Source organism: Streptomyces sp. NPDC002935 (genome assembly GCF_040611295.1).
Classification (GTDB): Bacteria; Actinomycetota; Actinomycetes; order Streptomycetales; family Streptomycetaceae; genus Streptomyces.
In genome coordinates this window covers 220,597-243,494 of sequence record NZ_JBEXNW010000003.1, presented here as the reverse complement: position 1 = coordinate 243,494, position 22,898 = coordinate 220,597, and the positions used below count along the sequence as shown (strand labels likewise).

General features: G+C 71.9%; 21 protein-coding genes. 16 read left to right on the top strand and 5 right to left on the bottom strand.

The genetic code is table 11. From position 1 onward, the window contains the following. Positions 1-23: 23 nt before the first annotated feature. The 4 genes from ABZX90_RS05120 to ABZX90_RS05105 all read left to right on the top strand — a co-directional run bounded on the left by ABZX90_RS05120 (position 24) and on the right by ABZX90_RS05105 (position 5,034). Positions 24-2,399, top strand: a complete 2,376-nt coding sequence (locus ABZX90_RS05120) for a SpoIIE family protein phosphatase (RefSeq protein WP_355201580.1) — start codon at positions 24-26, stop codon at positions 2,397-2,399. 332 nt (positions 2,400-2,731) lie between these two features. After that, on the top strand, positions 2,732-3,964 hold the full coding sequence (locus tag ABZX90_RS05115) for an arsenic transporter (protein ID WP_355201777.1): 1,233 nt from the start codon (positions 2,732-2,734) through the stop codon (positions 3,962-3,964). Between the two features lie 5 nt (positions 3,965-3,969). Continuing rightward, positions 3,970-4,467: a universal stress protein gene (locus ABZX90_RS05110; RefSeq protein ID WP_355201578.1), complete on the top strand. Its 498-nt coding sequence runs from the start codon at positions 3,970-3,972 to the stop codon at positions 4,465-4,467. A gap of 93 nt (positions 4,468-4,560) precedes the next feature. Continuing rightward, the gene (locus ABZX90_RS05105) at positions 4,561-5,034 is read left to right on the top strand and encodes a phytanoyl-CoA dioxygenase family protein (RefSeq protein WP_355201576.1); all 474 of its coding nucleotides are present in this window, start codon (positions 4,561-4,563) and stop codon (positions 5,032-5,034) included. A gap of 6 nt (positions 5,035-5,040) precedes the next feature. Here the strand turns inward: ABZX90_RS05105 and ABZX90_RS05100 are convergent, their stop codons facing one another. Beyond that, positions 5,041-5,949: an alpha/beta hydrolase gene (locus tag ABZX90_RS05100; RefSeq protein ID WP_355201574.1), complete on the bottom strand. Its 909-nt coding sequence runs from the start codon at positions 5,947-5,949 to the stop codon at positions 5,041-5,043. A 226-nt stretch (positions 5,950-6,175) separates the two neighbouring features. Between ABZX90_RS05100 and ABZX90_RS05095 the strand changes: the two genes are divergently transcribed. From ABZX90_RS05095 to ABZX90_RS05065, 7 genes are all read left to right on the top strand, one after another. Beyond that, complete coding sequence (locus ABZX90_RS05095; RefSeq protein ID WP_355201572.1) at positions 6,176-7,135, top strand: endo alpha-1,4 polygalactosaminidase; 960 nt, start codon at positions 6,176-6,178, stop codon at positions 7,133-7,135. Between the two features lie 11 nt (positions 7,136-7,146). Next, positions 7,147-8,439, top strand: coding sequence for an ABC transporter substrate-binding protein (locus ABZX90_RS05090; protein WP_355201570.1), 1,293 nt, complete (start codon positions 7,147-7,149; stop codon positions 8,437-8,439). Positions 8,440-8,487: 48 nt separating this feature from the next. Beyond that, a complete protein-coding gene (locus ABZX90_RS05085; protein ID WP_351125409.1) occupies positions 8,488-9,450 on the top strand; it encodes a sugar ABC transporter permease in 963 nt (320 codons plus the stop codon). After that, entirely contained in the window at positions 9,447-10,277 is an 831-nt protein-coding gene (locus ABZX90_RS05080) for a carbohydrate ABC transporter permease (RefSeq protein WP_351125412.1), read from the top strand. Before ABZX90_RS05085 ends, ABZX90_RS05080 begins: the two co-directional genes overlap by 4 nt. A gap of 6 nt (positions 10,278-10,283) precedes the next feature. Next, on the top strand, positions 10,284-11,351 hold the full coding sequence (locus ABZX90_RS05075) for a carbohydrate kinase family protein (protein WP_355201568.1): 1,068 nt from the start codon (positions 10,284-10,286) through the stop codon (positions 11,349-11,351). Continuing rightward, positions 11,348-12,667: an alpha-glucosidase/alpha-galactosidase gene (locus ABZX90_RS05070; protein ID WP_355201566.1), complete on the top strand. Its 1,320-nt coding sequence runs from the start codon at positions 11,348-11,350 to the stop codon at positions 12,665-12,667. Before ABZX90_RS05075 ends, ABZX90_RS05070 begins: the two co-directional genes overlap by 4 nt. Before the next feature lie 137 nt (positions 12,668-12,804). Next, complete coding sequence (locus ABZX90_RS05065; RefSeq protein WP_355201564.1) at positions 12,805-13,224, top strand: hypothetical protein; 420 nt, start codon at positions 12,805-12,807, stop codon at positions 13,222-13,224. 46 nt (positions 13,225-13,270) lie between these two features. On the opposite strand, the gene ABZX90_RS05060 is transcribed toward ABZX90_RS05065, so the two are convergent. Beyond that, complete coding sequence (locus tag ABZX90_RS05060; RefSeq protein ID WP_355201562.1) at positions 13,271-15,925, bottom strand: LuxR C-terminal-related transcriptional regulator; 2,655 nt, start codon at positions 15,923-15,925, stop codon at positions 13,271-13,273. A gap of 255 nt (positions 15,926-16,180) precedes the next feature. Between ABZX90_RS05060 and ABZX90_RS05055 the strand changes: the two genes are divergently transcribed. The 4 genes from ABZX90_RS05055 (at position 16,181) to ABZX90_RS05040 (ending at position 20,865) form a co-directional block, all read left to right on the top strand. Further along, positions 16,181-17,806, top strand: coding sequence for an MFS transporter (locus ABZX90_RS05055; protein ID WP_351125427.1), 1,626 nt, complete (start codon positions 16,181-16,183; stop codon positions 17,804-17,806). A 121-nt stretch (positions 17,807-17,927) separates the two neighbouring features. Then, entirely contained in the window at positions 17,928-18,125 is a 198-nt protein-coding gene (locus tag ABZX90_RS05050) for a hypothetical protein (protein ID WP_355201560.1), read from the top strand. A 127-nt stretch (positions 18,126-18,252) separates the two neighbouring features. Further along, positions 18,253-18,915 (top strand): DUF308 domain-containing protein, encoded by a 663-nt coding sequence (locus tag ABZX90_RS05045; RefSeq protein ID WP_351125433.1) that lies wholly within the window; start codon positions 18,253-18,255, stop codon positions 18,913-18,915. A 354-nt stretch (positions 18,916-19,269) separates the two neighbouring features. Continuing rightward, on the top strand, positions 19,270-20,865 hold the full coding sequence (locus tag ABZX90_RS05040; RefSeq protein ID WP_355201775.1) for a phospholipid carrier-dependent glycosyltransferase: 1,596 nt from the start codon (positions 19,270-19,272) through the stop codon (positions 20,863-20,865). Positions 20,866-20,944: 79 nt separating this feature from the next. Here the strand turns inward: ABZX90_RS05040 and ABZX90_RS05035 are convergent, their stop codons facing one another. Continuing rightward, the gene (locus tag ABZX90_RS05035; RefSeq protein ID WP_355201558.1) at positions 20,945-21,478 is read right to left on the bottom strand and encodes a flavoprotein; all 534 of its coding nucleotides are present in this window, start codon (positions 21,476-21,478) and stop codon (positions 20,945-20,947) included. 29 nt (positions 21,479-21,507) lie between these two features. Continuing rightward, positions 21,508-21,966, bottom strand: coding sequence for a nuclear transport factor 2 family protein (locus ABZX90_RS05030; RefSeq protein WP_355201556.1), 459 nt, complete (start codon positions 21,964-21,966; stop codon positions 21,508-21,510). 100 nt (positions 21,967-22,066) lie between these two features. Between ABZX90_RS05030 and ABZX90_RS05025 the strand changes: the two genes are divergently transcribed. Then, entirely contained in the window at positions 22,067-22,645 is a 579-nt protein-coding gene (locus tag ABZX90_RS05025; protein ID WP_355201554.1) for a TetR/AcrR family transcriptional regulator, read from the top strand. A 9-nt stretch (positions 22,646-22,654) separates the two neighbouring features. Here the strand turns inward: ABZX90_RS05025 and ABZX90_RS05020 are convergent, their stop codons facing one another. Next, complete coding sequence (locus tag ABZX90_RS05020; protein ID WP_355201773.1) at positions 22,655-22,855, bottom strand: ferredoxin; 201 nt, start codon at positions 22,853-22,855, stop codon at positions 22,655-22,657. Positions 22,856-22,898 lie beyond the last annotated feature (43 nt).

The window sequence follows — 22,898 nt, the reverse complement described above, 5'->3', positions numbered from 1 at the left end:
GTGCACAAGGGAAAGTGGCGACGATGAGCTCGGTCCACCCCCTCGACGAGGCCGCCACTGCACGGGCGGTCCTCGACGAGAACGGCACCCTGATCCGCTGGAGCGAGGGTGCCCACCGGCTCCTCGGCTACGCGCCCGAAGAGGTCGAGGGCCGCCCGGCGGCGGAACTCCTCGCCCCCATGGACACCGCGGCACCACGGGGGTCCATCGGCAGCCGCTGGGACGGGGTGCTCGCCCTGCGGCACCGCGACGGCCGGATCCTGTCCGTGTGGCTGCTCGCCCACCGCCTCGAACCGGACGGCGACTGGCTCGTGGTCACCCCGCTGGACAGCCAGGAGCCCCGCACCCTGGACGACCCGCTGACCCGCGCGGCCTTCGCCCAGTCGCCCTGTGCCATGGCCGTCTACGACGAACGGCTGCGGCTGTACGGCGTCAATGACGCGATGGCCGAGGTGATCGACCTCCCGGAGGACCGTATCCGGGGCCTGCGGATCTCCGAGATCGACGACCAGCGGGCCGGAGATCAGCTGGAACGCGCGATGGCCGACGTCCTCGCCACCGGCCGGGGACGCACGGTGGAGACGTACACGCGCAGCGGCGGCGAGGACCGGCCGCACCGCTGGCTCGCGCGGATCGCCCCGCTGACCGACGCCCACGGACGGGTGCGCGGCGTGTGTCTGGCCGCGCACGACTTCACCGAGCAGTACCGGGCCCGCGAGCGGCTCCAACTGGTCAACGAGGCGAGCGTGCGCATCGGCACCACCCTCGACGTCACCCGGACGGCCCAGGAGCTGGCCGACGTCTGCGTCCCCGCCCTCGCCGACTTCGTCAGCGTCGATCTCCTGGACCCGCCGGACAACGGCGGCGAGTACCGCCTCGAACCGCCGGCCGCCCCGATCACGCTCCGCCGCGCCGCCCACCGGTCGGTGAACGCGGGCTGCCCGGAAGCGGTCGTCGAACCCGGCGACGTCGACGTCTACCCCGCGTCGTCCCCGCAGGCCGACTCCCTGATCGCCGGCCGGCCGCTCGTCGCACCGAACGCGAACGGCACGCTGGAGGAGTGGCTGAGCTGGGACGAACTCCGCGGCAAGCGCGTCCGGGAGTACGGCATCCACGCCACCATGTCGGTGCCCGTCCGCGCCCGCGGCCGGACGCTCGGGGTGGCCGTCCTCAGCCGGTTCCGGCGGCCCGAGCCCTTCACCGCCGACGACGTGCTGCTCGCCGAGGAGGTCACGGCCAGGGCCGCCGTCTGTATCGACAACGCCCGCCGCTTCTCCCGCGAGCGCCAGACCGCGCTGGCCCTGCAACGCAGCCTGCTCCCCCAGTCCCTCCCCCGGACGGCCGCCCTGGAGGCCGCGTCGCGCTATCTGCCCGCGGCGCGTGCCGGGGTGGGCGGGGACTGGTTCGATGTGATCCCGCTGTCCGGGATGCGGGTCGCCATGGTCGTCGGCGATGTCATCGGCAACGGCATCCAGGCCTCGGCGACCATGGGCCGGCTGCGCACCGCCGTCCGCACCCTCGCCGACATCGACCTGGCCCCGGACGAGCTGCTCACCCACCTCGACGACCTCGTCGTCCGGCTGTCCGCCGAGGCCGGGTCCGAGGGCACCACCGGAGAGGTCGGCGCCACGTGCGTCTACGCGGTGTACGACCCGGTCTCCCGGCGCTGCACCCTCGCCCGCGCGGGCCATCCGCCGCCCTTCGTCCTCCCGCCGGACGGGCCTCCCCGGCAGATCGACCTGCCGCCCGGTCCGGCGCTCGGCATGGGCGGACTGCCCTTCGAGTCCGTCGAGCTCGACCTGCCCGAGGGCACGGTCCTCGCGCTGTACACCGACGGCCTGCTCGAGAGCCGTGAACGGGACCTCGACACCGGCCACCGGTTGCTGTGCCGGGCGCTGGAGCAGTCGTCGCGGTCCCTGGAGGGGACGGCGCACGCGATCCTCCAGGCACTGCTTCCGGCGGGCGGCGCGCCGGACGACGTGGCGCTGCTGCTCGCCCGCACCCATGGCCTCGCCGCTTCCGACGTGGCGACCTGGGACATTCCCGCCGACCCCGCTCTCGTCGCGCCGATCCGCAAGCAGGTGGCCGACCAGCTGGAGGTCTGGGAGCTGACCGGGGCCACGTTCACGGCCGAGCTCGTGGTGAGCGAACTGGTCACCAACGCCATCCGCTACGGCGAGCCGCCCATTCGGCTGCGGCTCATCCACGACGCCGAGACCCTGATCTTCGAGGTCTCGGACAGCAGCCACACCGCGCCGCATCTGCGCCGGGCGAAGACCTTCGACGAGGGCGGGCGCGGGCTGCTGCTCGTCGCCCAGCTCACCCAGCGCTGGGGCAGCCGGCACACACCGGAAGGCAAGACCATCTGGGCGGAGCTGTCACTCGTCGGCGAGGAGTGACAGCCCCTCGGGGCCAGGAACGGGCACTTCACCGGCCCGGGTCGAGGGCCGTTCGAGGGTGGAGCGGGGCACCTCGTCGACGCGGGGTGAGGGCGTTCGGGGGCGAGCGGTGTCGCGTCTGATGTGATGGACGGCGCCGTCACCACCGCCCGGAGGACCGAATCCTGAACAGCCCGCTCGTCCAAGGCCTCTCCGGCACGGCCGACACCCCGCTCGCCGAAGCACTCTCCACCGGTCCCGCCACCCATGCCACCGCGCCGCTCGCCACCGGTCCCGGCACCCACGTCGCCGCGCAGCTCGCCACGGCTCTCGGCAGCCCGTTCGCCGAGACGCTGTCCGTCGTCCTGCTCGCGGCCGTCCTCGTCTGCGCGGTGGTACGGCCATTCAACTGGCCCGAGGCGGTCGTGGCCGTTCCGGCCGCGGGGCTGGTCCTCGCCACCGGCGCGATCTCCTGGGACCACGTCCGCGCGGAGGCCGCGCACCTGGGTCCGGTGATCGGGTTTCTGGCGGCGGTCCTCGTCCTGGCCAAGTTCTGCGACGACGAGGGACTCTTCCATGCCTGCGGCGCCTGGATGGCCCGCTGGGCCGCGGGGCAGCCCGGCCGGCTGCTGACCGCGGTCTTCGTGCTCGCCTCGGCGATCACGGCGGTACTCAGTCTCGACGCCACCATCGTGCTGCTCACCCCCGTCGTGTTCGCGACGGCCGCGCGGATGGGGGCTCGTCCGAAGCCGCATGTGTACGCCTGCACCCATCTGTCGAACACCGCCTCCCTGCTCCTGCCGGTCTCCAACCTCACCAACCTCCTCGCGTTCACCGCGAGCGGTCTGAGCTTCACCCGGTTCGCCGCGCTGATGGTGCTGCCGTGGCTGGTCGCGATCGGCGCCGAGTACCTGGTCTTCCGGCGCTTCTTCACCCGTGACCTCGGGGCGGGCGCGCTCCCCCGGCGGGCGGAGGAAGCGCCGGACGTGCCGCTGTTCGCGCTGATCACCGTGGGCTGCACCCTGGCCGGTTTCGTCGTCGCCTCGGCGGTCGGCATCGATCCGGCCTGGTCCGCCACGGCGGGGGCGCTCGTGCTGGCCACCCGCGCCCTCGTCCGTCGCCGTGCCACCCCGCTCAGGGTGGTGCGCGCCGCCGCGCCGTCCTTCCTCGCGTTCGTCCTCGCGCTCGGCATCGTCGTGCGCGCGGTGGTCGACAACGGTCTGTCCGACGCCCTCGGCCGGCTCCTCCCGGAGGGCAGCTCGCTGCCCGCGCTGCTGGGCATCGCCGCGATCGCCGCCGTCCTGGCCAATCTGATCAACAACCTGCCCGCCGTCCTCGTCCTGCTGCCGCTGGCCGTCGGCTCGGGCCCGGGCGCGGTGCTGGCCCTCCTGCTCGGCGTCAACATCGGGCCCAATCTGACGTACGCGGGTTCCCTGGCGACGCTGCTGTGGCGGCGTATCGTGCATCAGCACGAACACGGCGTCGACCTCAAGGAGTTCACCCGGCTGGGCCTGATCGCCGTGCCCGCGGCGCTGGTTCCCGCCGTACTGGCGCTGTGGGTCTCGCTCCACGTCATCGGAGGCTGATGGGCATGCGGGTGGTCGTCTGGCTGGTGGAGGGAACATGGCCCGCGTGCGTGGACGCCGTACGTTCGCACGTGCCCGGCGCGACGGACGTGGTGCTGCTGCACGTGGCGGACCCCGGGGTGTCCGGTCTCGCGCACGGCGCCTTCGCGGGGCTTCTCGGCCGCGGACGCTCCGAGCCCGATCCGGGCGACCTCCTGGAGACCCTCGGTACGACCTCGGCCCTGGCGCTCCTCGACGCGGCGGCCGAGCGGCTCGGCGGCCCGGCGACCCGGCTGGAACGCGTCGGCCGGGGCGAGCGGGAGGTGGTCGCCGCGGCCGAGGGTGCCGATCTGCTCGTGCTGGCCCGCGACGGCGACCGCAGCCGCCTCGGCCCGCACAGTCTGGGACCCGCCGGGCGTTTCGTCGTCGACCACGCGCCCTGCCCGGTGCTCCTCGTGTGGCCAGAACCGGCACCGGACGTCACGACGATCCCGCCGCCGCCCCCGCATCCGCCGCATCACTGAGGGCGCGCGTCCGGCACTCGCCCGGTGGCGTCCCGAGCCACGGACGGGGCAGCACTCTCACGTAGGCGTCACTCGGAGAGAAGGAACGCGCGTATGACCGTCACGGACAGGAGCGGGCTCGGCCGGTTCGAGGAGGACGGCTTCGCGGTGGTGCGCGGGCTGTTCACGCCGGCCGAGATCGATGAACTGTGCGCGGAGTTCGCGGCGCTGCACGCGGCCGGCCCGGTCCCCGGGCACTTCGAACTGTTCTGCCCGCAGGAGGCGGACCCGGCGCTGTCGTTCGCCCGCGAGTACGTGCCGCCGCCGTCGGACCTGGCCACCATGCCCGTCGACATGGAACCGGGCGACGTCCTGTTCATCAACGGCAGCCTCGTCCACGGCTCCGGCCCCAACCGCAGCGCCGACCGCTTCCGCCGCTCCTTCATCGGCCACTACGTCGGCCGCTCCACCCGGCGCATCGGTGGCTTCTACGGCACCCTGACGATGGACGGCGCACCCGTCGCCCTGCCCGAGAGCGAGGGCGCGGGTCCGTGCGGCACGGATTTCCCGGCGGCCGGTCCGCACTGAGGCGGGCTACTCCGGCAGGGGGTTCGTCGTAGCCGTGAAGGCGAGGACGGCGTCGGCGACGGCCCTCGGGTTCTCCAGGAGCATCGCGTGGGTTCCGTCGATCTCGGCGACCGTCACGTCGGCGCGTTCCGAGGCCAGTTGGGCCAGATCGCGGGCAAGTCCCCGCGCGTAGGCGGCCGTCAGTGCCGCGAACCAGTCCAGGCCCGGGACCGGCGGGAGGGGCCGCACGGCGCGCCCGTGGAGCTGGGGTACGGGGGCGCCGCGGAACAGGGCGAAGAGGTCGAGCGAGTCGATCGTGTCGAGCATCTCCAGCGCGTGTTCCCGCCGCGGTCCCACGTCCAGCCCTCCGTCGGGCCGCTCCCGCAGCGAACGCACGGCGGAGGCCTCCAACAGCTCGTACGGGATGCCCAACTGCTCGGACGTCGCACGCTGTTGATCGAGCAGCTCCCGCAACCCGTCGGCCGAGAGCGGGAGGCCGGTCCTGGCCTGCGCCAACTCCCTGATCTGGATGAGCCGTTCCCGGACGTAGGCGGGGTCGAGTCCCACGTACTGGTCGGGGCGGCCCCATCCGTACCCGTCGAGGTTCACCGCGCCGGGCGTGACGTCCGGGTGCCGCGACGCGTGGAGCACGGCCAGCATCCCGCCGAGCGAGTGGCCCACGGGCAGCGCGTGGGGGATGCCGTAGGTCTCCAGTACCCGTTGGAGGTCGGCGAGCACTTCGGGGAGGCTCCAGGTGCCCGCGGGTGAGCGACCGTGTCCGCGCAGGTCGACGGCGAGCACCCGGTGGCGGGGGACGAGCAGCGGGGCGACGGCCGCCCAGTCGGCGAGGGTGCGGGCCGCTCCGTGGATGAGGAGCAGGGGCGGGCCGTCTCCCCCGTGGTCGTGCACGGCCAGTTCGATGGGCTCTCCGATCATGCCCTGACCATAAAGCGTCAGGTCAGGGATGGCCGGAGGGTGCCCTGGCGCGGGCGGGCCCTTGACGAAGTCGGGCATGCACGATTTGATCCTGGCGTGCCGTGGTGCGACCCGGCACGCAGAGGTACGCCCAGCCGGTAGCGGACAGTGTTCAAGTCCGGCCAAAGTCGCCAGGATCGCGTGCAGCGTCCGAGGCGGGGACGTACTCGCGATTGATGGAGCGGACATGCCCCCCGTCAAACGTGTTCTCCGCGCCGGAGTTCTGGGCACAGCCACGGCCCTGGCCGGTCTCCTGACGCTCGCGGGCTGCGATGCGGGCCAGGACACGAGCGCCTCGCCGAAGAGCCCGAGCGAACCGTCCAAGGCCCCGACCGCCTCGCCGACGCCGTCCGGGACCACGGCCGATCCCTCGGCGCCCGTCGAAGCGGCCTCCACCTCGCCCAAACCGACACCCCGCCGCGGCCGGACGTCGACCGCGGTCACGCTCCCCCCGCTCCACGCGGGTTTCGACTACCAGATCGGCGGCGCCTATCCCCCGGCCGCCGGTGTCCGCGTCGTCAGCCGCGACCGCGCGTCGTCGCCCGCGCCCGGCCTGTACAACATCTGCTACGTCAACGCCTTCCAGGCACAGCCCGAGGAACGCGGGCAGTGGCCCGCCGACCTGCTGCTGCGGGACGCGCACGGCAAGGTCGTCGTCGACGAGGACTGGAACGAGGCACTGCTCGACATCCGCACGCCGGCCAAGCGCCGGCGGGTGGCCGCCCGCGTCGACCGATGGATCGACGACTGCGCCACCAAGGGATTCGACGCGATCGAGCCCGACAACTACGACAGCTACACCCGCTCCCGGAAGCTGCTGACCCCGGACGACGCCACCGCGTTCATCACCCTGCTGTCGCGGCACGCGCACGCCCGGCATCTGGCGATCGGGCAGAAGAACACCGTCGAACTGGCAGGGCTGAGATCGCGGACCGGGCTCGACTTCGCGGTGGCGGAGGAGTGCGGCGAGTACGACGAGTGCGGGGAGTACGCGAAGGCGTTCCACGACCGGGTGGTCGTCATCGAGTACACCGACAGCGGTCTGCGCAAGGCCCGTTCGGCCTTCGGCGACCGGCTGAGCATCGTGCGCCGGGACGTGCTGGTCTCGACGCCCGGCAGCGCGGACTACGTCCGCAGGACCCGCTGACGGGGGCCGGGATGACACGCGTGATTCCGCGGCGCCGACTGCTCCTGGGCGCGGCGGCCGCCGGGGCCCTCGCCGGCTGCGGCGGCTCCTCGGACGGCGTCGGCGCCGACGGCCGGGTGACCGTCGAGCTGTGGCACGGCCAGAACGACACGGCCAGGAAGGCCGTGGAGTCGCTGGTGGCCGAGTTCAACCGCACCCATCCGCGCATCCGCGTGGACAGTTCGGGCGGCGGGGTGCTGTCCGACGCGATGCTCCAGAAGGTGACGGCCGCGCTCGCCGCCGGCTCGTACCCCGACATCGCCTACCTCTTCGGCTCGGACCTGGCGAGCGTCGCGCGCAGCCCCCGGGTCGTCGACCTGACGTCGGCGGTGCGCGAGGGCACCCCGCCGTGGAACTCCTTCTGGGCGCCGGTACGGGACGCGGTCACGGTCAACGGCAGGGTGCGCGCCGCCCCGGCGGTGCTCGACTCGCTGGCCGTCGTCTACAACAAGAAGCTGTTCCGGCAGGCCGGGGTCCCCTTCCCGAAGCCGGGCTGGAGCTGGGACGAGTTCGTCGACACCGCGCGGCGGCTGACCGACTCCGGGCGCGGGGTGTTCGGCACGGGCTGGCCCGGCACGGGCGACGAGGACACCGTCTGGCGGCTGTGGCCGATGATCTGGGACCTGGGCGGCGAGGTGGTCGCCGCCGACGGCAAGGGCATCGGCTTCGCCGAGCAGGGCACCGAGGCCCTGAAGACCCTCGCCCGGCTGACCCGCGACAAGAGTGTGTACGTCGACCCGAAGCCCGGCGGCGAGCAGATGTACCAGGTCTTCCTGGGCGGCCGGATGGCCATGGTGGCGACCGGCCCCTGGCAGCTTCCGGACATCATCACCGCCAAGGTCGACTACGACGTCGTCCCGCTGCCGACGTACAACGGCAGACCGATCACCATCTCCGGGCCGGACACCTGGACCGTGTTCGACAACGGCTCGGCCCGTTCCCGGGCGGCCGTCGAGTTCGTGCGCTGGATGAGCCGGCCGGCCCAGGACGCGCGCTGGGGCATCTCGGCCGGCAGCCTCCCGCTCAGCTCGGCCACCGCCCGGCGGCCGGAGTGGCGCAAGCACTCCGCGAGGACCACGGGACTCGACGTGTTCACCGACGCGCTGGATTCGGCCCGGGTCCGGCCCGTGCACGCGGCCTACCCGCAGATCTCCCAGGCTCTCGGCGAGGCGATCGTCTCGGTCCTGCTCGGCAAGGACTCCCCCGCCCGTGCCATCCACCGGTGCGCCGAGCAGGCCGACGCGGCCCTGCTCATCCCCCGGTGACCTCGCCTTCCGACGTTCCCGGCTGACTCCCAGCTGAAGGAGGCCGTCTTGTCCACTCTTCCCCGCGCCCTCACACTCGCACCCGGCGCAACCGTCACCCCGGCCGCCGCGCGGCGCGCCGCCCGCCGCCGTGCCCGTCGCGAGACGGCCACCGCCTGGGGGTTCATCAGCCCGGCGGTGATCGTGATCCTCGGGCTGAGCATCGTGCCCGTCGTCTGGTCGCTGCTCCTCTCCTTCCGCGCCGACGATCTGGTCACCCCGGGCCGCTGGGTCGGCCTCGACAACTACCGGGCGCTGGCCCAGGACCCCAACTTCCGTACGGCCGTGGGCAATACGCTGCTGTACACCGCCCTGTACGTGCCGCTCAGCCTGCTCGGCGGGCTGGTGCTAGCTCTGGCGCTGAACCGCCGTATCCGGTTCATCGGCCTCTACCGCACGCTCATCTTCGTTCCGTTCGTGGTGTCGGCGACCGCGCAGGGCGTGCTCTTCTCGTTCATCCTCGATCCGGAGTTCGGCGTCGCGAACTCCCTCCTGCACAAGATCGGGCTCTCCCCGCAGGGCTTTCTGACCGACCCGGACCAAGCGATCTATCTGCTGGTGCTGATCTCGCTTTGGAGCGGTGTCGGTTTCTGTGTCGTCGTCTATCTGGCCGCGCTCCAGGACGTGCCGCCCGAACTCGTGGAATCCGCGCGGATCGACGGGGCGGGCCGCTGGCGGGTGCTGCGCCACATCACCCTGCCGACCCTCACTCCGGTGACCGTGTTCCTGCTGCTGTGGCAGCTGATCACGGCGCTCCAGGTCTTCGACCTGATCTATGTGACGACGAAGGGCGGGCCACTCGGTTCGACCGGTGTGGTCGTCTACTTCGTCTGGCAGCAGGCGTTCCAGATGTTCACGGCGGGCTACGGGGCCGCGGCGGCGTACGTCCTCGCGCTCGCCCTGCTGGTGGCGGGCGGGGCGCTGCACCTCGTACGGCGCCGGCAGGAACGTATGGAAGGAGCGGCCCGATGAGTTCACCCGCGACGACCCGGAGGCCGAGCGGCCGGCACCTGCTGCTGGCGCCGCTGGCCCTGTGCTTCGCGCTGCCGCTGGTGTGGCTGGTGCTCAGCTCGGTGATGTCCAACGCGGAGATCAACCGCTTCCCGCCCGCGCTGTGGCCCGAGGGGATCGACCTGGGCGGCTACCGGTATGTACTCGGTAACGCCATGTTCCCCCGCTGGTTCGCCAATTCACTGATCGTCGCGGCCGCGGCAGTCCTGTCGAATCTGCTGCTGGGGGCACTCGGCGGCTACGCCTTCGCGCGGATGCGGTTCGCCGGATCGCGCGTGCTGCTCGGCCTGATGCTGGCGACAATGGTGATCCCGTTCCAGCTCACGATGATCCCGACCTTCCTGGTGATGAAGGAGCTGGGGCTCATCGACACGCTCGGCGCGCTGATCGTGCCGTCGCTCGTCACCCCGTTCGCGGTCTTCCTGTTCCGGCAGTTCTTCCTCGCCCTGCCCCGGGAGATGGAGGAGGCGGCCTGGATCGACGGGTGTTCGCGGCTGCGGGTGCTGTTCTCGATCGTGCTGCCGCTGGCCCGGCCGGCCCTGGCCACGGTCGCGGTGCTGACGTTCCTGAGCACCTGGAACGATCTGTCCTGGCCTCTCATCGCGATCAACCACGACACCCGGTACACGCTGCAACTCGGTCTGACGACGTTCCAGGGACAACATCACACCCGGTGGTCGGCGGTGATGGCGGGCAATGTGATCACCGTGCTGCCCGTCCTGGTCGCGTTCCTGCTCGCGCAGAAGACCTTTGTCCAGTCGCTCACGTCGAGCGGGCTGAAGGGATAGGCCGTCATGAAGACCTTCGATCTCCTGGTCGTCGGCGACGCCAATCCGGATGTCGTGGTCGGCCCGCTGCGCGGCCCCCTGGAGTTCGGGCAGCGCGAACAGCTCGTCGAGCACGCCGGGTTGGTGCTGGGCGGCTCCGCGGCGATCATGGCGTGCGGGGCCGCGCGGCTCGGGCTGCGCGTGGCGTTCGCGGGCCGGGTCGGTGACGATCCCGCGGGTGTCTTCGTGCGCGAGGCGCTCGCCGGGCGCGGTGTCGACGTCGGATTCCTGGTCACGGACCCGGTCCTGCCCACCCCGCTCACGACGGTCGTCACGGCCGGGGACGGGGACAGGGCGATCCTCACCGCGCCGGGCTGTCTCACGGCGACCGGTCCCGAGGACGTGCCGCGGGACCTGATCGCGGCCGCCCGGCATGTGCACGCGGCCTCGTTCTTCCTGATGCCCCGTCTGGCGCGGTCGCTGGCCGAGGTGTTCGCCCGGGCGCGGGAGACGGGCGCGACGACGTCGCTCGACACCAATGACGATCCCGCCGGCCGTTGGGACCACGAACTCCTGGACCCGGTGCTGAAGTTCACCGACTTTCTGCTGCCCAACGCGGCCGAGGCGTGCGCGCTGTCCGGGGAGCCCGAACTGGTCCCGGCCGCCTCCTTCCTGGCCGGCCGGGGACCGACGGTCGTCGTCAAGGACGGCGCGAACGGAGCCCTCGCCTGCTCAGGGACACGGCTGTCGCGGGCGCCGGCCGTGCCCGTGGACCCCGTGGACAGTGTCGGCGCGGGCGACAGTTTCGACGCCGGATTCGTCGCCGCGACCCTGCGGGGGCTGGACCTGCGCTCCGCGCTCGCGGTGGCCGCGGCCTGCGGTTCGCTGTCGACACGGGCGCACGGCGGTACGGCGGCCCAGCCCACGTGGGACGAGGCCCGCGCCGCGACCGCCTCACCCCGGTCCACCGTGCCCGGGTCCGGTGTTCCCCGGTCCACCGCCGAAGGAGCGAACACTCCTGAAGTCGCGAACACGCCTGAAGTCGGCGGCACTTCAGAAACTCCCCGCACCTCCGACACCTGGAGCCGTTCATGAACGACGTCACCGCCGCGAAGATCGCCTTCATCGGGGCCGGGAGTGTGGTGTTCACCCAGGGACTGCTGGCCGACCTGTTCACGTTCCCCGAACTCGCCCACGCGCGGATCGCGTTGCACGACATCGACGCGGAGCGGCTCGCCACGGCGGAGGGCGCCGCCCGGTACATCGCCGGCGAGCGCGGCGCCAAGCCCACGATCACCGCGCATCTCGACCGGCGCGCTGCCCTGGAGGACGCCGACTTCGTCATCAACATCATCCAGGTCGGCATGGACGGGGCGACCCGCACCGACTTCGACATCCCCGCCCGCTACGGACTGCGCCAGACCATCGGCGACACGCTCGGCATCGGCGGCATCTTCCGCGCCCTGCGCACCTTCCCGGTGCTCCGCGCGCTCGCCTCCGACATGACCGAACTCTGCCCGGACGCCCTGCTGTTGAACTACACCAACCCCATGGCGATGAACGTCCTCTATCTGAGCCGCATCGCCCCGGCCCTGCGCGTCACCGGCCTGTGCCACTCCGTGTACTGGACGATGCACGACCTCGCCCAGCTCGTCGGCGTGCCCTTCGAAGAGGTCACGCATCTGGCCGCCGGGGTCAACCACCAGGCGTGGGTGCTCCGTTTCGAGCGCGCGGGCCAGGACCTCTACCCCCTCCTGGACGAGGCCATCGCCAAGGACCCGGGGCTGCTGCGCCGGGTCCGCGTGGACATGTACCGCCGCCTCGGCCACTACCCCACCGAGACGAGCGAGCACTCCTCGGAGTACGTGCCGTGGTACCTCCACCACGACAGCGAGATCGAGCGGCTCCGGCTGCCGGTGGGCGCCTATCTGGAGATCATCGAGGAGAACGCGGCGAGCTACCGGCGCACCCGCGAGGCGCTCGCCTCGGGGGCGCCCCTCCCCGTCGAGGGCACGTTGGAGTACGCGCCGCAGATCATCCACAGCACGCTCACCGGTACGCCGCGCACGATCTACGGCAATGTGCCGAACCGTGGCCTGATCGACAACCTCCCGGCGGACTGCGTCGTCGAAGTCCCCTGCCTGACCGACGCGTTGGGGGTGCAGCCGACCCGCGTCGGCGCGTTGCCGCCGCAGTGCGCGGCACTGAACAGCGCGTACGTCGCCGTGAACGACCTCGTGGTCCGCGCGGCCACCGATCACGAACCGCGCCACATCCGGCACGCCGCGATGGCCGACCCCGCGACGGCCGCCGCCCTCCCCGTCGAGCGCATCTGGGACCTGTGCGACGACCTCGTACGAGCCCACGGAGACCTGCTGCAGCCCGAGCTGAGGGCGCGCTTGGGCCACTGAGCCGCGGCGGGGGCCCGGCGCTGGTCCGATCTCTCTCCTCACATCGTCACCCCTGGCGGGTGAGGTCGGAGGGGATGGTCCGGCGCACGCTGGGTGACGAGTGGCTGCGGTCGCAGCCGTGCAACGGAGGTTCTGCCATGGCAACCACCCAGCATCACACCCACTCCAAGACCACCCTGACGGCGGCCAGCGGCTTGATGATCTTCGCCTCGGTGATGCTGTTCGTCGCCGGCGTCCTGGACATCCTGCGGGGCGTCATGGCGATCGCCGAGGACGACGTCTTCGTCACCAGCCAGAACTACGTCTTCAAGTTCGACCTGACGAGCTGGGGCTGGATCCACCTGGCGCTCGGCGCGGTCGCCGTGATCGTGAGCCTCGGCCTGTTCACGGCGGCCACCTGGGCACGCGCGATCGGCGTCGGCATCGCGGCGCTGCTGATCATCGCCAACTTCCTCGACATCCCGTACTACCCCGTCTGGTCGCTGACGCTGATAGCCCTGTACGCCTTCGTGATCTGGGCGCTCTGCGTGGCACGGCCGGACACGGACACCGCATAGCCCGGTCGGTACCGGGCGGAGACACCGGACGGCACGGACCCGCGGCTCACAGGAGGTGCAGATCGCGGGCCCGTCGTACGGCCTCGCCCCGGCGGGTCGCTGCGAGCTTGCGGTAGACGCTCTTCAGGTGGGTCTTGACGGTGTTGACCGACAGATGCAGGTCGGCGGCGATCTCGTCCCTCGACATCATCTGCGCCAGGCGTTCCAGCACCTCCCGCTCGCGATCGCTGAGCGGTTCGATCACCGGTGCGTGAACGGCCTGCGGGCCCGGCTCCGTGCCCCGGACCGCCGCCATGACCGGTAGCCACTCGTGGCCCTGGGCCAGTGCGGGCCGGCGGCGCACGAGTGACCGCAGCCAGGGACCGCCGACCTCCACGAACGGCCGTCTCAGATGCTCCGGCCTGGCCATGCGCAGGGCCCGCGCCAGCAGCCGCTGGGCGGTGAAGTCGTCGCCCGTCGCGTCCGCGGCCTGCGCCCGCGCCAGCAGCACCCGGACGGCGATGCCCGGCCCCTCGTCCAGCTCGGTGGAGAGTCCGTCGAGCAGGACGCGCGCCGCCTCTCTGTCGCCGGTCGCGAGCCGGGTGCGGGCGGCGGCCACCGTGGCCTCCGGTCCGGTGGCCCCCTCCTCCACGAGTACCTCCATCGCGGCGAGCGGATCACCCAGGGCCAGGTACGCGGTGGACATGACCAGGGCCACCCGGTCGCTGACCCATGGCGAGGGCTCGACGCCGCGCGGCGGGCGCTTCAACTCCTGCAGGACGCGCAACGCCTCCTTCGGATGCCCCTTGGCCAGCAGCATCCGCGAGCGCAGGAGACCGTGGCCCGCCGCCGCCACGGGGTCGTGCGAGGCCATGGGGGAGGCGGTCGCCTGGTCCAGGTGTGTCTGCGCCGCGGCCAGGTCGTCACGGTCGACGGCCACCGCCGCCAGGACGAGCTGGGCGACCCCCGTCCGTGCAGCGGGCGGCAGTCCGGAGCGCTCCGCCTCGGCGACCGCCGCCCGCGCGTGCGACTCCGCGCGGCTCGGCCAGCCGCACAGGAGGTCGATCAGGGCGAGCCGGCTGAGCGATTCGTGCCGGGGGTACGCGGTGGACGGTCCGTCATCCACCTGTGCGGCGGCGGACAGCGCGCTCCGGGCGGCCTCGAACTGTCCCGCCCACAGCTGCGCGGACCCCAGGTCCGTGAGCATCAGGGCCGACAGCTCCGGGTGCTGTTCCAGCCGCTCGGCCGGGAGGGACCGCTGCGCGGCCGTCACGTCCTCGGCGGCCGCCTGCGCCGCGTCGGCCGAGCCGGTCAGGCGGGCGGCGAACACCCGCAGCAGACCGTGGCTCAACCGCAGGGCCGGCGCGTGGACGCTCTCCTCGGTCAGGTTCTCCCCGGCCCGGCGCAGCTGGTCGAGACCTCGGTCGACGTCGTGGCGGACGAGCTCACGGGCGGCGCGCACCAGGCACGCGGCCGGCCCGGCGGCGTCCGGCGCCATGGCGGCGAAGAGTCCGTCGAGGCGCTCGGCGTCGAGTCCGGTCAGCAGCTGCCCGATGGCCAGCTCGTCGATGAACCGGCCCGCCGCAAGCTCCCATTCGCCGGCCCCTGCCGCATGCGGCAGGGCCTCCGCGAGCAGTCCCGCGTCGCTCAGCCAGCGGGCGGCCCGCCGGTGCAGCTCGGGCTCGAGGCCCGGATGCCGGACGCGCAGATGGACGCGCAGGATCTCCGCGAACAGGGGGTGCAGCCGGTACCACGAGTGGCCGATGGCCTCGACGAACGCGTTGGCGTGCTGAAGCCCGGCCAGGATGGGTTCCGCGTCGTCCCGGCCCGTCAGGGCGTTGGCCAGATCGGGATGGATCTGTTCGAGGATGCTCGACCGCAGCAGCAGGTCCTGCGTCTCGTCCGACTGCGCTTCGAGCACCTCGGCCAGCAGGAAGTCGGCGAGGGTGCTCTGGCCCGCCTCGAAGTTCTTGATGAACGTGTCCGGATCGTCCACGTGCTGCGCCGCGAGGATGCACAGCCGCAGCCCGGCGGCCCAGCCTCCGGTCCACTCCGTCAGCGACCGGGCGCCGTCGTCCGACAGCCGGATGTCGTGGCGGCTCAGCAGGGCGGCCGTTTCCCCCGGGACGAACGCCAGGTCGGCGCCCCGGACCTCGGCGACCGCTCCGGCGGCGCGATAGCGGTGCAGCGGCAACTGCGGCTCCGTACGGCTGACGATCACCAGGCGCAGACCGCCACCCGCGTGGCGCAGTACGAACTGGAGTTCGTCGGCGATCTCGGCCGAGGCTCCCACCCGGTCGAACTCGTCGAGCACCAGGATCACCGGATCGGCGCGCTCGCTCAGCCAGGCCGCGAGCCGCGTCAGCAGGGAGTGGTCCACATCGCCGGGGCTGGAGGGGCTTCCGATGTCGTCCGGAACCGCCGCTCCGTGACGCCGCAGGGATTCCAGGACGTACGTCCAGAAGATGCCGGGGCCGGTGTCCTCGTGTTCCACGGTCAGCCAGGCCACATCACCCGGATGGTCCATCGTGGAGATCCAGTGGGCGACCAGAAGTGTCTTGCCCGCGCCCGCGGGCCCGTTCACCAGGGTCAGCGGGCCCTGAACACCCTCGGCGAGACGTCCGACCAGACGCGGCCTGCGCACGAAGGTCTCCGTCAGGTCCGGGACGGTGAACCGGACGGCGAGCAGGGGGTCACCCCCTGGGGTCAGGAGCCCTGCCATGGGGTTCTGCCTCCGCGATCTCTCGGCTGCGGCGACGCGTTCGATCCGATGCGGTCCGGGTCCACAGCTCCCTCCCCGGTAGCCCCCGCACATTGATCGTCACCCGCTGTGCCGAAAGTCGCAAGGCAGACTCCGGTCGCCCGCGGCGGGGGAGGCGCGGCGCGCCTTCTTCGGGTGTCATGGGAGCGGAGCAGGGGCCGGATGCCACTGTTCGACGCACCAGCGTCGCGGGCCGACTCGATGAGGTGGTTACCGGTGAAACACTGGCGCGCTCTGATGGTGCTCGGCACGGCCCAGTTCCTGATGGTCCTGGACACCTCCGTCATGAACGTGTCCATCAGCCAGCTGGTCGAGGACTTCGACACCGAGGTCACCGCCATCCAGGCGGTCATCACGCTCTACGCGCTGGTCATGGCGGCCTTCATGGCCACCGGCGGGCGGCTCGGTGACATCCTCGGACGCCGTCGCCTGTTCATCATCGGACTGATGGTCTACGGCGTCGGGTCGGCCCTGACCGCCGTCGCTCCCACCGTCTGGGCTCTCGCGCTCGGCTGGTCGGTCATCGAAGGCCTCGGTGCCGCCATGGTGCTGCCGGCCATGGCGGCCCTCGTGGCGGAGGCCTACACCGGACGGGACCGGGCCGTCGCCTACGGCGTCATCGGCGGCCTCGCCGGCGCGGGCATCGCGGTCGGACCCCTGCTGGGCGGCTGGGTGACGACGTACCTCACCTGGCGTCTGGTCTTCGCGGGTGAGGTCGTGGTCGTTGTCGCGATGCTCCTCTTCCGCGGGGCGATCACCGAATCGCCCCGACCCGAGCCCCGCCCCCGGCTGGACGGCGTGGGCTCCGCTCTGTCCGCGGCCGGGCTGGGACTGGGCGTGCTCGGTGTCCTTCAGAGCAGTTCCTGGGGCTGGGTACAGCCGCGCAACCCGCCCTTCACCATCTTCGGCTTCCCTCCGACGCTGTTCGTCGTCGCCGCCGGCGTGCTCGTCCTGGCCGCGTTCGCCAAGTGGGAGCGCCGGAGGGAGCAGCACGGCACCGACCCCCTGATCCATCTCGCCCTGCTGCACAAACTGCCGCTGCGCTCCGGTCTGCTGACGCTGCTCAGCCAGAACCTCATCCTGCTGGGGCTGTTCTTCGCCATCCCGCTGTATCTCCAGGTGGTGCAGGGCTTCGACGCGTTCCAGACGGGACTGCGGCTGCTCCCGGTGTCCATCACCATGCTGGCGGCCTCCGTCCTCGCCTCCAGGCTCGGGCGGGTGATGGGGCCGCGCCGTGTGGTCAGACTGGCCCTGCTGACCCTGCTCGGAGCCATCGCGTGGCTGCTGGGCACCATCGACCCGGTCATCGACGACTCCCAGTTCGCCGGAGCCATGGCCCTGCTGGGCGTCGGCATGGGCCTGCTCGCCTCCCAGTTGGGCAACGTGGTGCAGTCCACCGTCGGCGAGGAGGAGCGCAGCGAGGTCGGAGGGCTCCAGTTCACCGCCCAGAATCTCGGCTCCGCGCTCGGTACCGCGCTCATCGGCTCGATCCTCATCGGCGCCCTGGCCCAGGCCTTCACCACCCAGGTGGCGAACAACCCGGACGTGTCGCAGGAGGCACGCCAGCAGACCAGTGTCGCGCTCGAAGCGGGCATCAGCTTCGTCCCCACCGACGAGGTGCGTTCGGCGGCCGAGGAGGCCGGACTGCCGCCGTCCGAAGTCGCCGCCGTCACGGACTCCTACGCGACGGCGCAGCTGAACGGCCTGAAGGCGGCGATCCTCGCGGCCGGCGGCATCACGCTCGCCAGTTTCCTGGTCACGACGCACCTGCCGACCGGGCGGGCAGGCCGGAAGGACTCCCCCGGCACCGGCACCGAGGCCGGCTCCCTCGGGCCCGCGTGATCCCGACGCCCGCCCCCAGGTTCACCTTCTGCGGGTGAGGGCGGGCGCGGCGGTGAGCCGGATGATCGTAGGGAAGGGTGCCGTCCGCCCACCCCAGGCCGCTCGCCGGGGGGAGCCCCGCATGCAGTACGAGATCCGCGTCGAGGGACATCTGTCGGAGACGCTTTCCGAGGCGTTCCCGGAGATGGATCACGTGCTGATCTCCGGACAGACCATCCTCTTCGGCCCCGTCGTCGACGACGCACATCTGTACGGGCTGCTGGCCCGCTGCCGGTCGCTGGGGCTGCGCGTCGTGGAGATGCGCCAACTGCCGGAGTAGCCGCGAGGATCACCCGTCGGGGGTGACCCGCGGGACGCCGGCGCACGGGACGCTGGATGCCGGGAATCCCACCCACCGTCCCGTCGGCGGTCCGGCAGTGGTCCGCTCGACCGCGTGAGGAGGAGCCATGACCGAATCGCGTGGTTCGGCACCGTACAACGGATCGGAGCCCAGGCCCGACGATTCGTTTTCCGGGCCCCCGGGTGACCCCGCGGCGGTGCTGGCCGGAGTCGGCGCCTCCTGGACCTGGCTCCTCGGCTCGGCGATCGCGACGCTGATCCCGGGCATCCTGGTCCTGGTCTGGCCGGAGGAGACCCTGCACATTCTCGCCGTTCTCCTCGGCCTCTATCTGCTCGTGATCGGCCTGTTCCGCTTCGTGTCGGTGTTCGGCCACCGGGAGCAGGGCAACCGGTTCGCCAGTCTGCTGATCTCGGTTCTCTACGTGCTGGCCGGCATCCTGTGTCTGCGCAACCCGCTGCAGACCATCGCCGCGCTGTCCCTGATCGTCGGCGTCGTCTGGCTCGTGTCCGGTGTGCTGACCGCGTACACGGCCCTGGCCAGCAAGGACCTGCCGCACCGCGGCTTCGTCCTGTGCGCGGCCGCGATCGGCATCATCGCGGGGATCGTCGTGCTGGCGCTGCCGACCGAGTCGGCCCGCGCCCTGACCCGGCTGCTCGGCCTGTGGATGATCCTGATCGGTCTGGTCGAGCTGGCCGTGGCCTTCGCCTGGCGGGCCGCCCTGCGCAGGGCGGTCTCGGCAGGGCCGCGTGACCCGGCCTCCCCGTACTGAGGCGAACTGAGGCGTACTGAGGCGTACTGAGTCGAGAGCGGGGCGAGGCCGAGACCGCCCGCAGCGCGTACGCGGCCGCCCGCGAGCCCTTGAGTCGCGCGGAAGGCCGGGCATACTCGTGACTCCCCAGCCTGGGCGCCGGCCGGATCATCCGGCCGGCGCCTCGACGCGCACCCGAATCCGGGCGCCGGCCGATGAGCAGGCTCGCACGGAGCGGACGTAACAAAGGGCATGCCGACATTCATGGCCAGCAGGCACGACGACCGCGTGCCGGTGAACAGCGCGACGGCACCGCCGAGCCGCTTCGAGCGGCTGCGACGGCACCGACGGGCCCTGTTCGTGGTGGCCGTGGTCATGCTGCTGGCCCAGATGGCTTTCGCCATGGTCAGTACGGCGGTGGAGCAGACGCCGACGATCGACGAACCCGTGTACGTGGGCACGGCGGCGGTCTACGTCCAGCAGCACGACCTGCGCTACAACCCCGAGCATCCGCCGCTCGGCAAGCTCATCATCGGGAGCGGGCTGCTGTTCGCGCACCCGCACCTCGATCCCGCGTTCCGGGGCGACCAGACGGAACTCGGGCGGCATGTGCTGTACGAGTCCGGCAACGATCCCTGGCGGGTGATGCTGTGGGCACGGTTGCCGGTGATCGTCCTGACGCTGCTGTCCGGTCTGGTCGTCCTCGCGTTCGCCCGTGAACTCGTGGGCCGCGTGGGCGCGTTGGTGGCCCTCGCGCTCTACGCGTTCTCGCCCGACGTGATCGCGCACGGCTCGCTGGCCACGCTCGACGTGCCCGCGTCGGGTTTCCTGCTGACATCGGTGTGGCTGGTGTGGCGGGCCAGGCGACGGCCGTTCCTGTACGTGCCGCTCACCGGGGCGGCGCTCGGCGCGGCGGTGGCGACGAAGATGAGCATGCTGCCGGCCGTTCCGGTGCTGCTGCTCCTCGCGGTCGTGTCCGTGTGGCACGCGGGCCGCCCCGACGCGGACGCGGCGCCGCGGAGCGACGCGCGGGCGAGGGTCCGGCTGCTCGGACTCGGTGCGGCGGCCGCGGCCGGGCTGGCCGTGGTGGCTGTCGCGGTGGTGTGGGCGTCGTATCTGGCCGTCGATCCCCGGCTGCGCTGGACGGCGCCCGCGGACCTACCCAGCGTGCACGGACTGCGCGCGCTGCTCATCGACCGGCTGCCCGTGCCGCAGCCGTACCGGGACGGGATGCGGGTCCAGTTCGGCTTCGAGAACGCGACGTGGCAGGGGTTCCTCTTCGGCCGTCTCTACAGCGGCTCCCTCTGGTACTACCTGCCGGCCGCTCTGCTGGTGAAGACCCCGCTCGGCATGGCGGCGCTGTGGGCGGCCGGTTCGGTCGCGCTGCTCGCCGTGCGCCGGCTGCGGCCCGCCGCCCCGTACCTCCTGATCCCTCCGGCGCTGCTGCTGGCCACGGCGATGACCGGCTCCCGCGATCTCGGCGTGCGCTACGCCCTTTTCATGCCGGTGTTCCTCGCGGTCGCGGCGGGCTGTGCGGTCGTCGTGCGCCGACGGTGGGCGGGGATCGTCACGGCGGCGCTGGTCCTGTTCGTCGCCGTCAGTTCGCTGATGACGTACCCGTACTACCTGCCGTACTCGAACGAGGCGTTCGGCGGGCCGGAGAAGACCTATCTGCGCCTGCACGACTCGAACGTCGACTGGGGCCAGGACCTCGGCCGTCTCGCCGACCGGCTGGAGGAGCACTACCCGCACGAGAAGGTATGGCTCGTGTACAAGGGCGCCGGTGTGCCGTCCGCCTACGGCATCGACGCGGCCGACCCGCGCAAGGTGCCCGCGGAGCGGGTGCATGGGCTGCTCGTCGTGTCCGACACCTCGATCGACAAGGCCGACGCCCGGCTGACGGCCCTGCTCGCCACCAGCCGTCCGGTCGAGGAGGTCGGCCACTCGATCACGATCCTCCGTCGAACGTGAGCCGACCCGCTGTCACCTGCCGCCGCCTGCCACCCGCGTCCTGTCGCCTGTCACCTGTCTCACGTGACCCGAGCCGCCGTCACCGCTCGGGCGTGAGCAGGTCCAGCACCCGCTCCCACCGGAAATCCCTTCGCCCGCCGTCCTGTTGGCCGTCCCCGGCATAGGGGTCGCCGAAGCGGACACCCATCTCGCGCAGCCGCTCGACACTCGCGCGGTAGGCGGGGTGAGCCTCCAACGCCTCGTTCACACAAGGCAGTACGGCGATCGGGACGCCGAGTCCGTACGCCTCGCACAGCGTCCCGAGGGCGAGGGTGTCGGATATGCCGGCCGCCCACTTGTTGACGGTGTTGAAGGTGGCCGGCGCGAGGGCCACCGCGTCGGGCGCGGGGAACGGCCGCGGGTCGCCGGGTGCCCGCCAGGCGGAGCGGATCGGACGGCCGGTCCGCGCCTCGACCTCGGACGCGTCGAAGAAACCGAGGCCCTGGGGCGTGGCGATGACGCCGACCTCCCAGTTCCGTGCCTGCGCCGCGCTGATCAACGTGCCGATGTCCTCGGCGATGCCCGCCGCGCAGACGATGACATAGAGGAAGGGCTTCTCGGTGGGTGCGCTCACAGGGGAACCCTAATGAAGATCCGGGAGCGCTACCGGAGCGGGAAGGTCTCCTCGCGTTCCGACTCCGGGCGTGGCCCGAAGATCCGGCGCTCCTTCTCCTCGATCGGCACGTCGTTGATGGAGGCCTCGCGCCGGGTCATCAGACCGTGCTCGTCGAACTCCCACAGTTCATTGCCGTACGAGCGCCACCACTGACCGTCGGCGTCCCGCGACTCGTACTGGAATCGGACGGCGATGCGGTTGCCGTCGAAGGCCCACAGGTCCTTGCGCAGGGCGTACTCGTGCTCGCGCGCCCACTTGTCCGTGAGCAGCTCGACGATCCGGGCGCGGCCCGTGACGAAGGTGTCCCGGTTGCGCCAGACCGAGTCCTCGGAGTAGGCGAGCGAGACCTTGTGCGGGTCGCGGGTGTTCCAGGCGTCCTCGGCCGCCCGGACCTTCTGGAGGGCGGTCTCGCGGGTGAAGGGCGGCAGGGGCGGGCGGTCGGTCATGGGGACTCCTCGACACGGGCAAAACACGGGAGAACGAGCGTTCTCCATCTCTGACGCCTAAGGTAGAGAACGCTCGTTCTCTCGTCAAGGAGTCCTCCGTATGGACAGCACGACCACCCGGGGCCAGGCCCTCGCACTCGCCACGGAACAGGCCCTCGACGCCGCGGAACGGCTGTTCTACGGCCGCGGCATCCAGGCCGTCGGTATGGACGACATCCGCGGTGCCTCGGGTGTCTCGCTCAAGCGGCTCTACCAGTTGTTCCCGGCGAAGGAGCAGCTGGTGGAGGCGTATCTGGAGCGGCGCGATGCCCAGTGGCGGGCGCGGCTGGCCGAGCACGTCGACGGGCAGCGCGAACCCGAGCGGCGAATCCTGGCCGTCTTCGACTGGCTGGGCCTGTGGTTCGCGGAGCCCGACTTCCGCGGCTGCGCGTGGATCAATTCGTACGGTGAACTCGGTGCCACCTCGGAGCGGGTGGCCGCGCAGGTCCGCGCGCACAAGGCGGCGTTCAGGGCGTATCTGGCCGGGCTCGTGAGCACGGCGGGTCTGCCTCCCGCCCTGGGCGACCACCTCTTCCTCCTCGCCGAGGGCGCCATGGTCACGGCGGGCATCACCCAGAGCACCGAGCCCGCCGAACAGGCGCGCGCGGCCGCCCGACTTCTGCTGGACGCGGAGCGGTAGGGCCTCGGCTCAGGTGGTGCGCTCCGTCACCGTGATGGCGGCGACCGGGCAGGCCCGCGCCGCCTCCCGCAGGAGCGGGTCGCCGCCCCCGTCCGCGCGGCCCGGCAGCAGCTCACTGAATCCGTCGTCGTCCTGGGTGAAGACGCCCGGGGCGGCGAGGGCGCACTGACCCGCGCCGATGCAGACGTCCTTGCCGATCGCGATGCCGATGCCCGTTCCCATGCCCACAACTCCCCACCAGGTCACGGGGAGT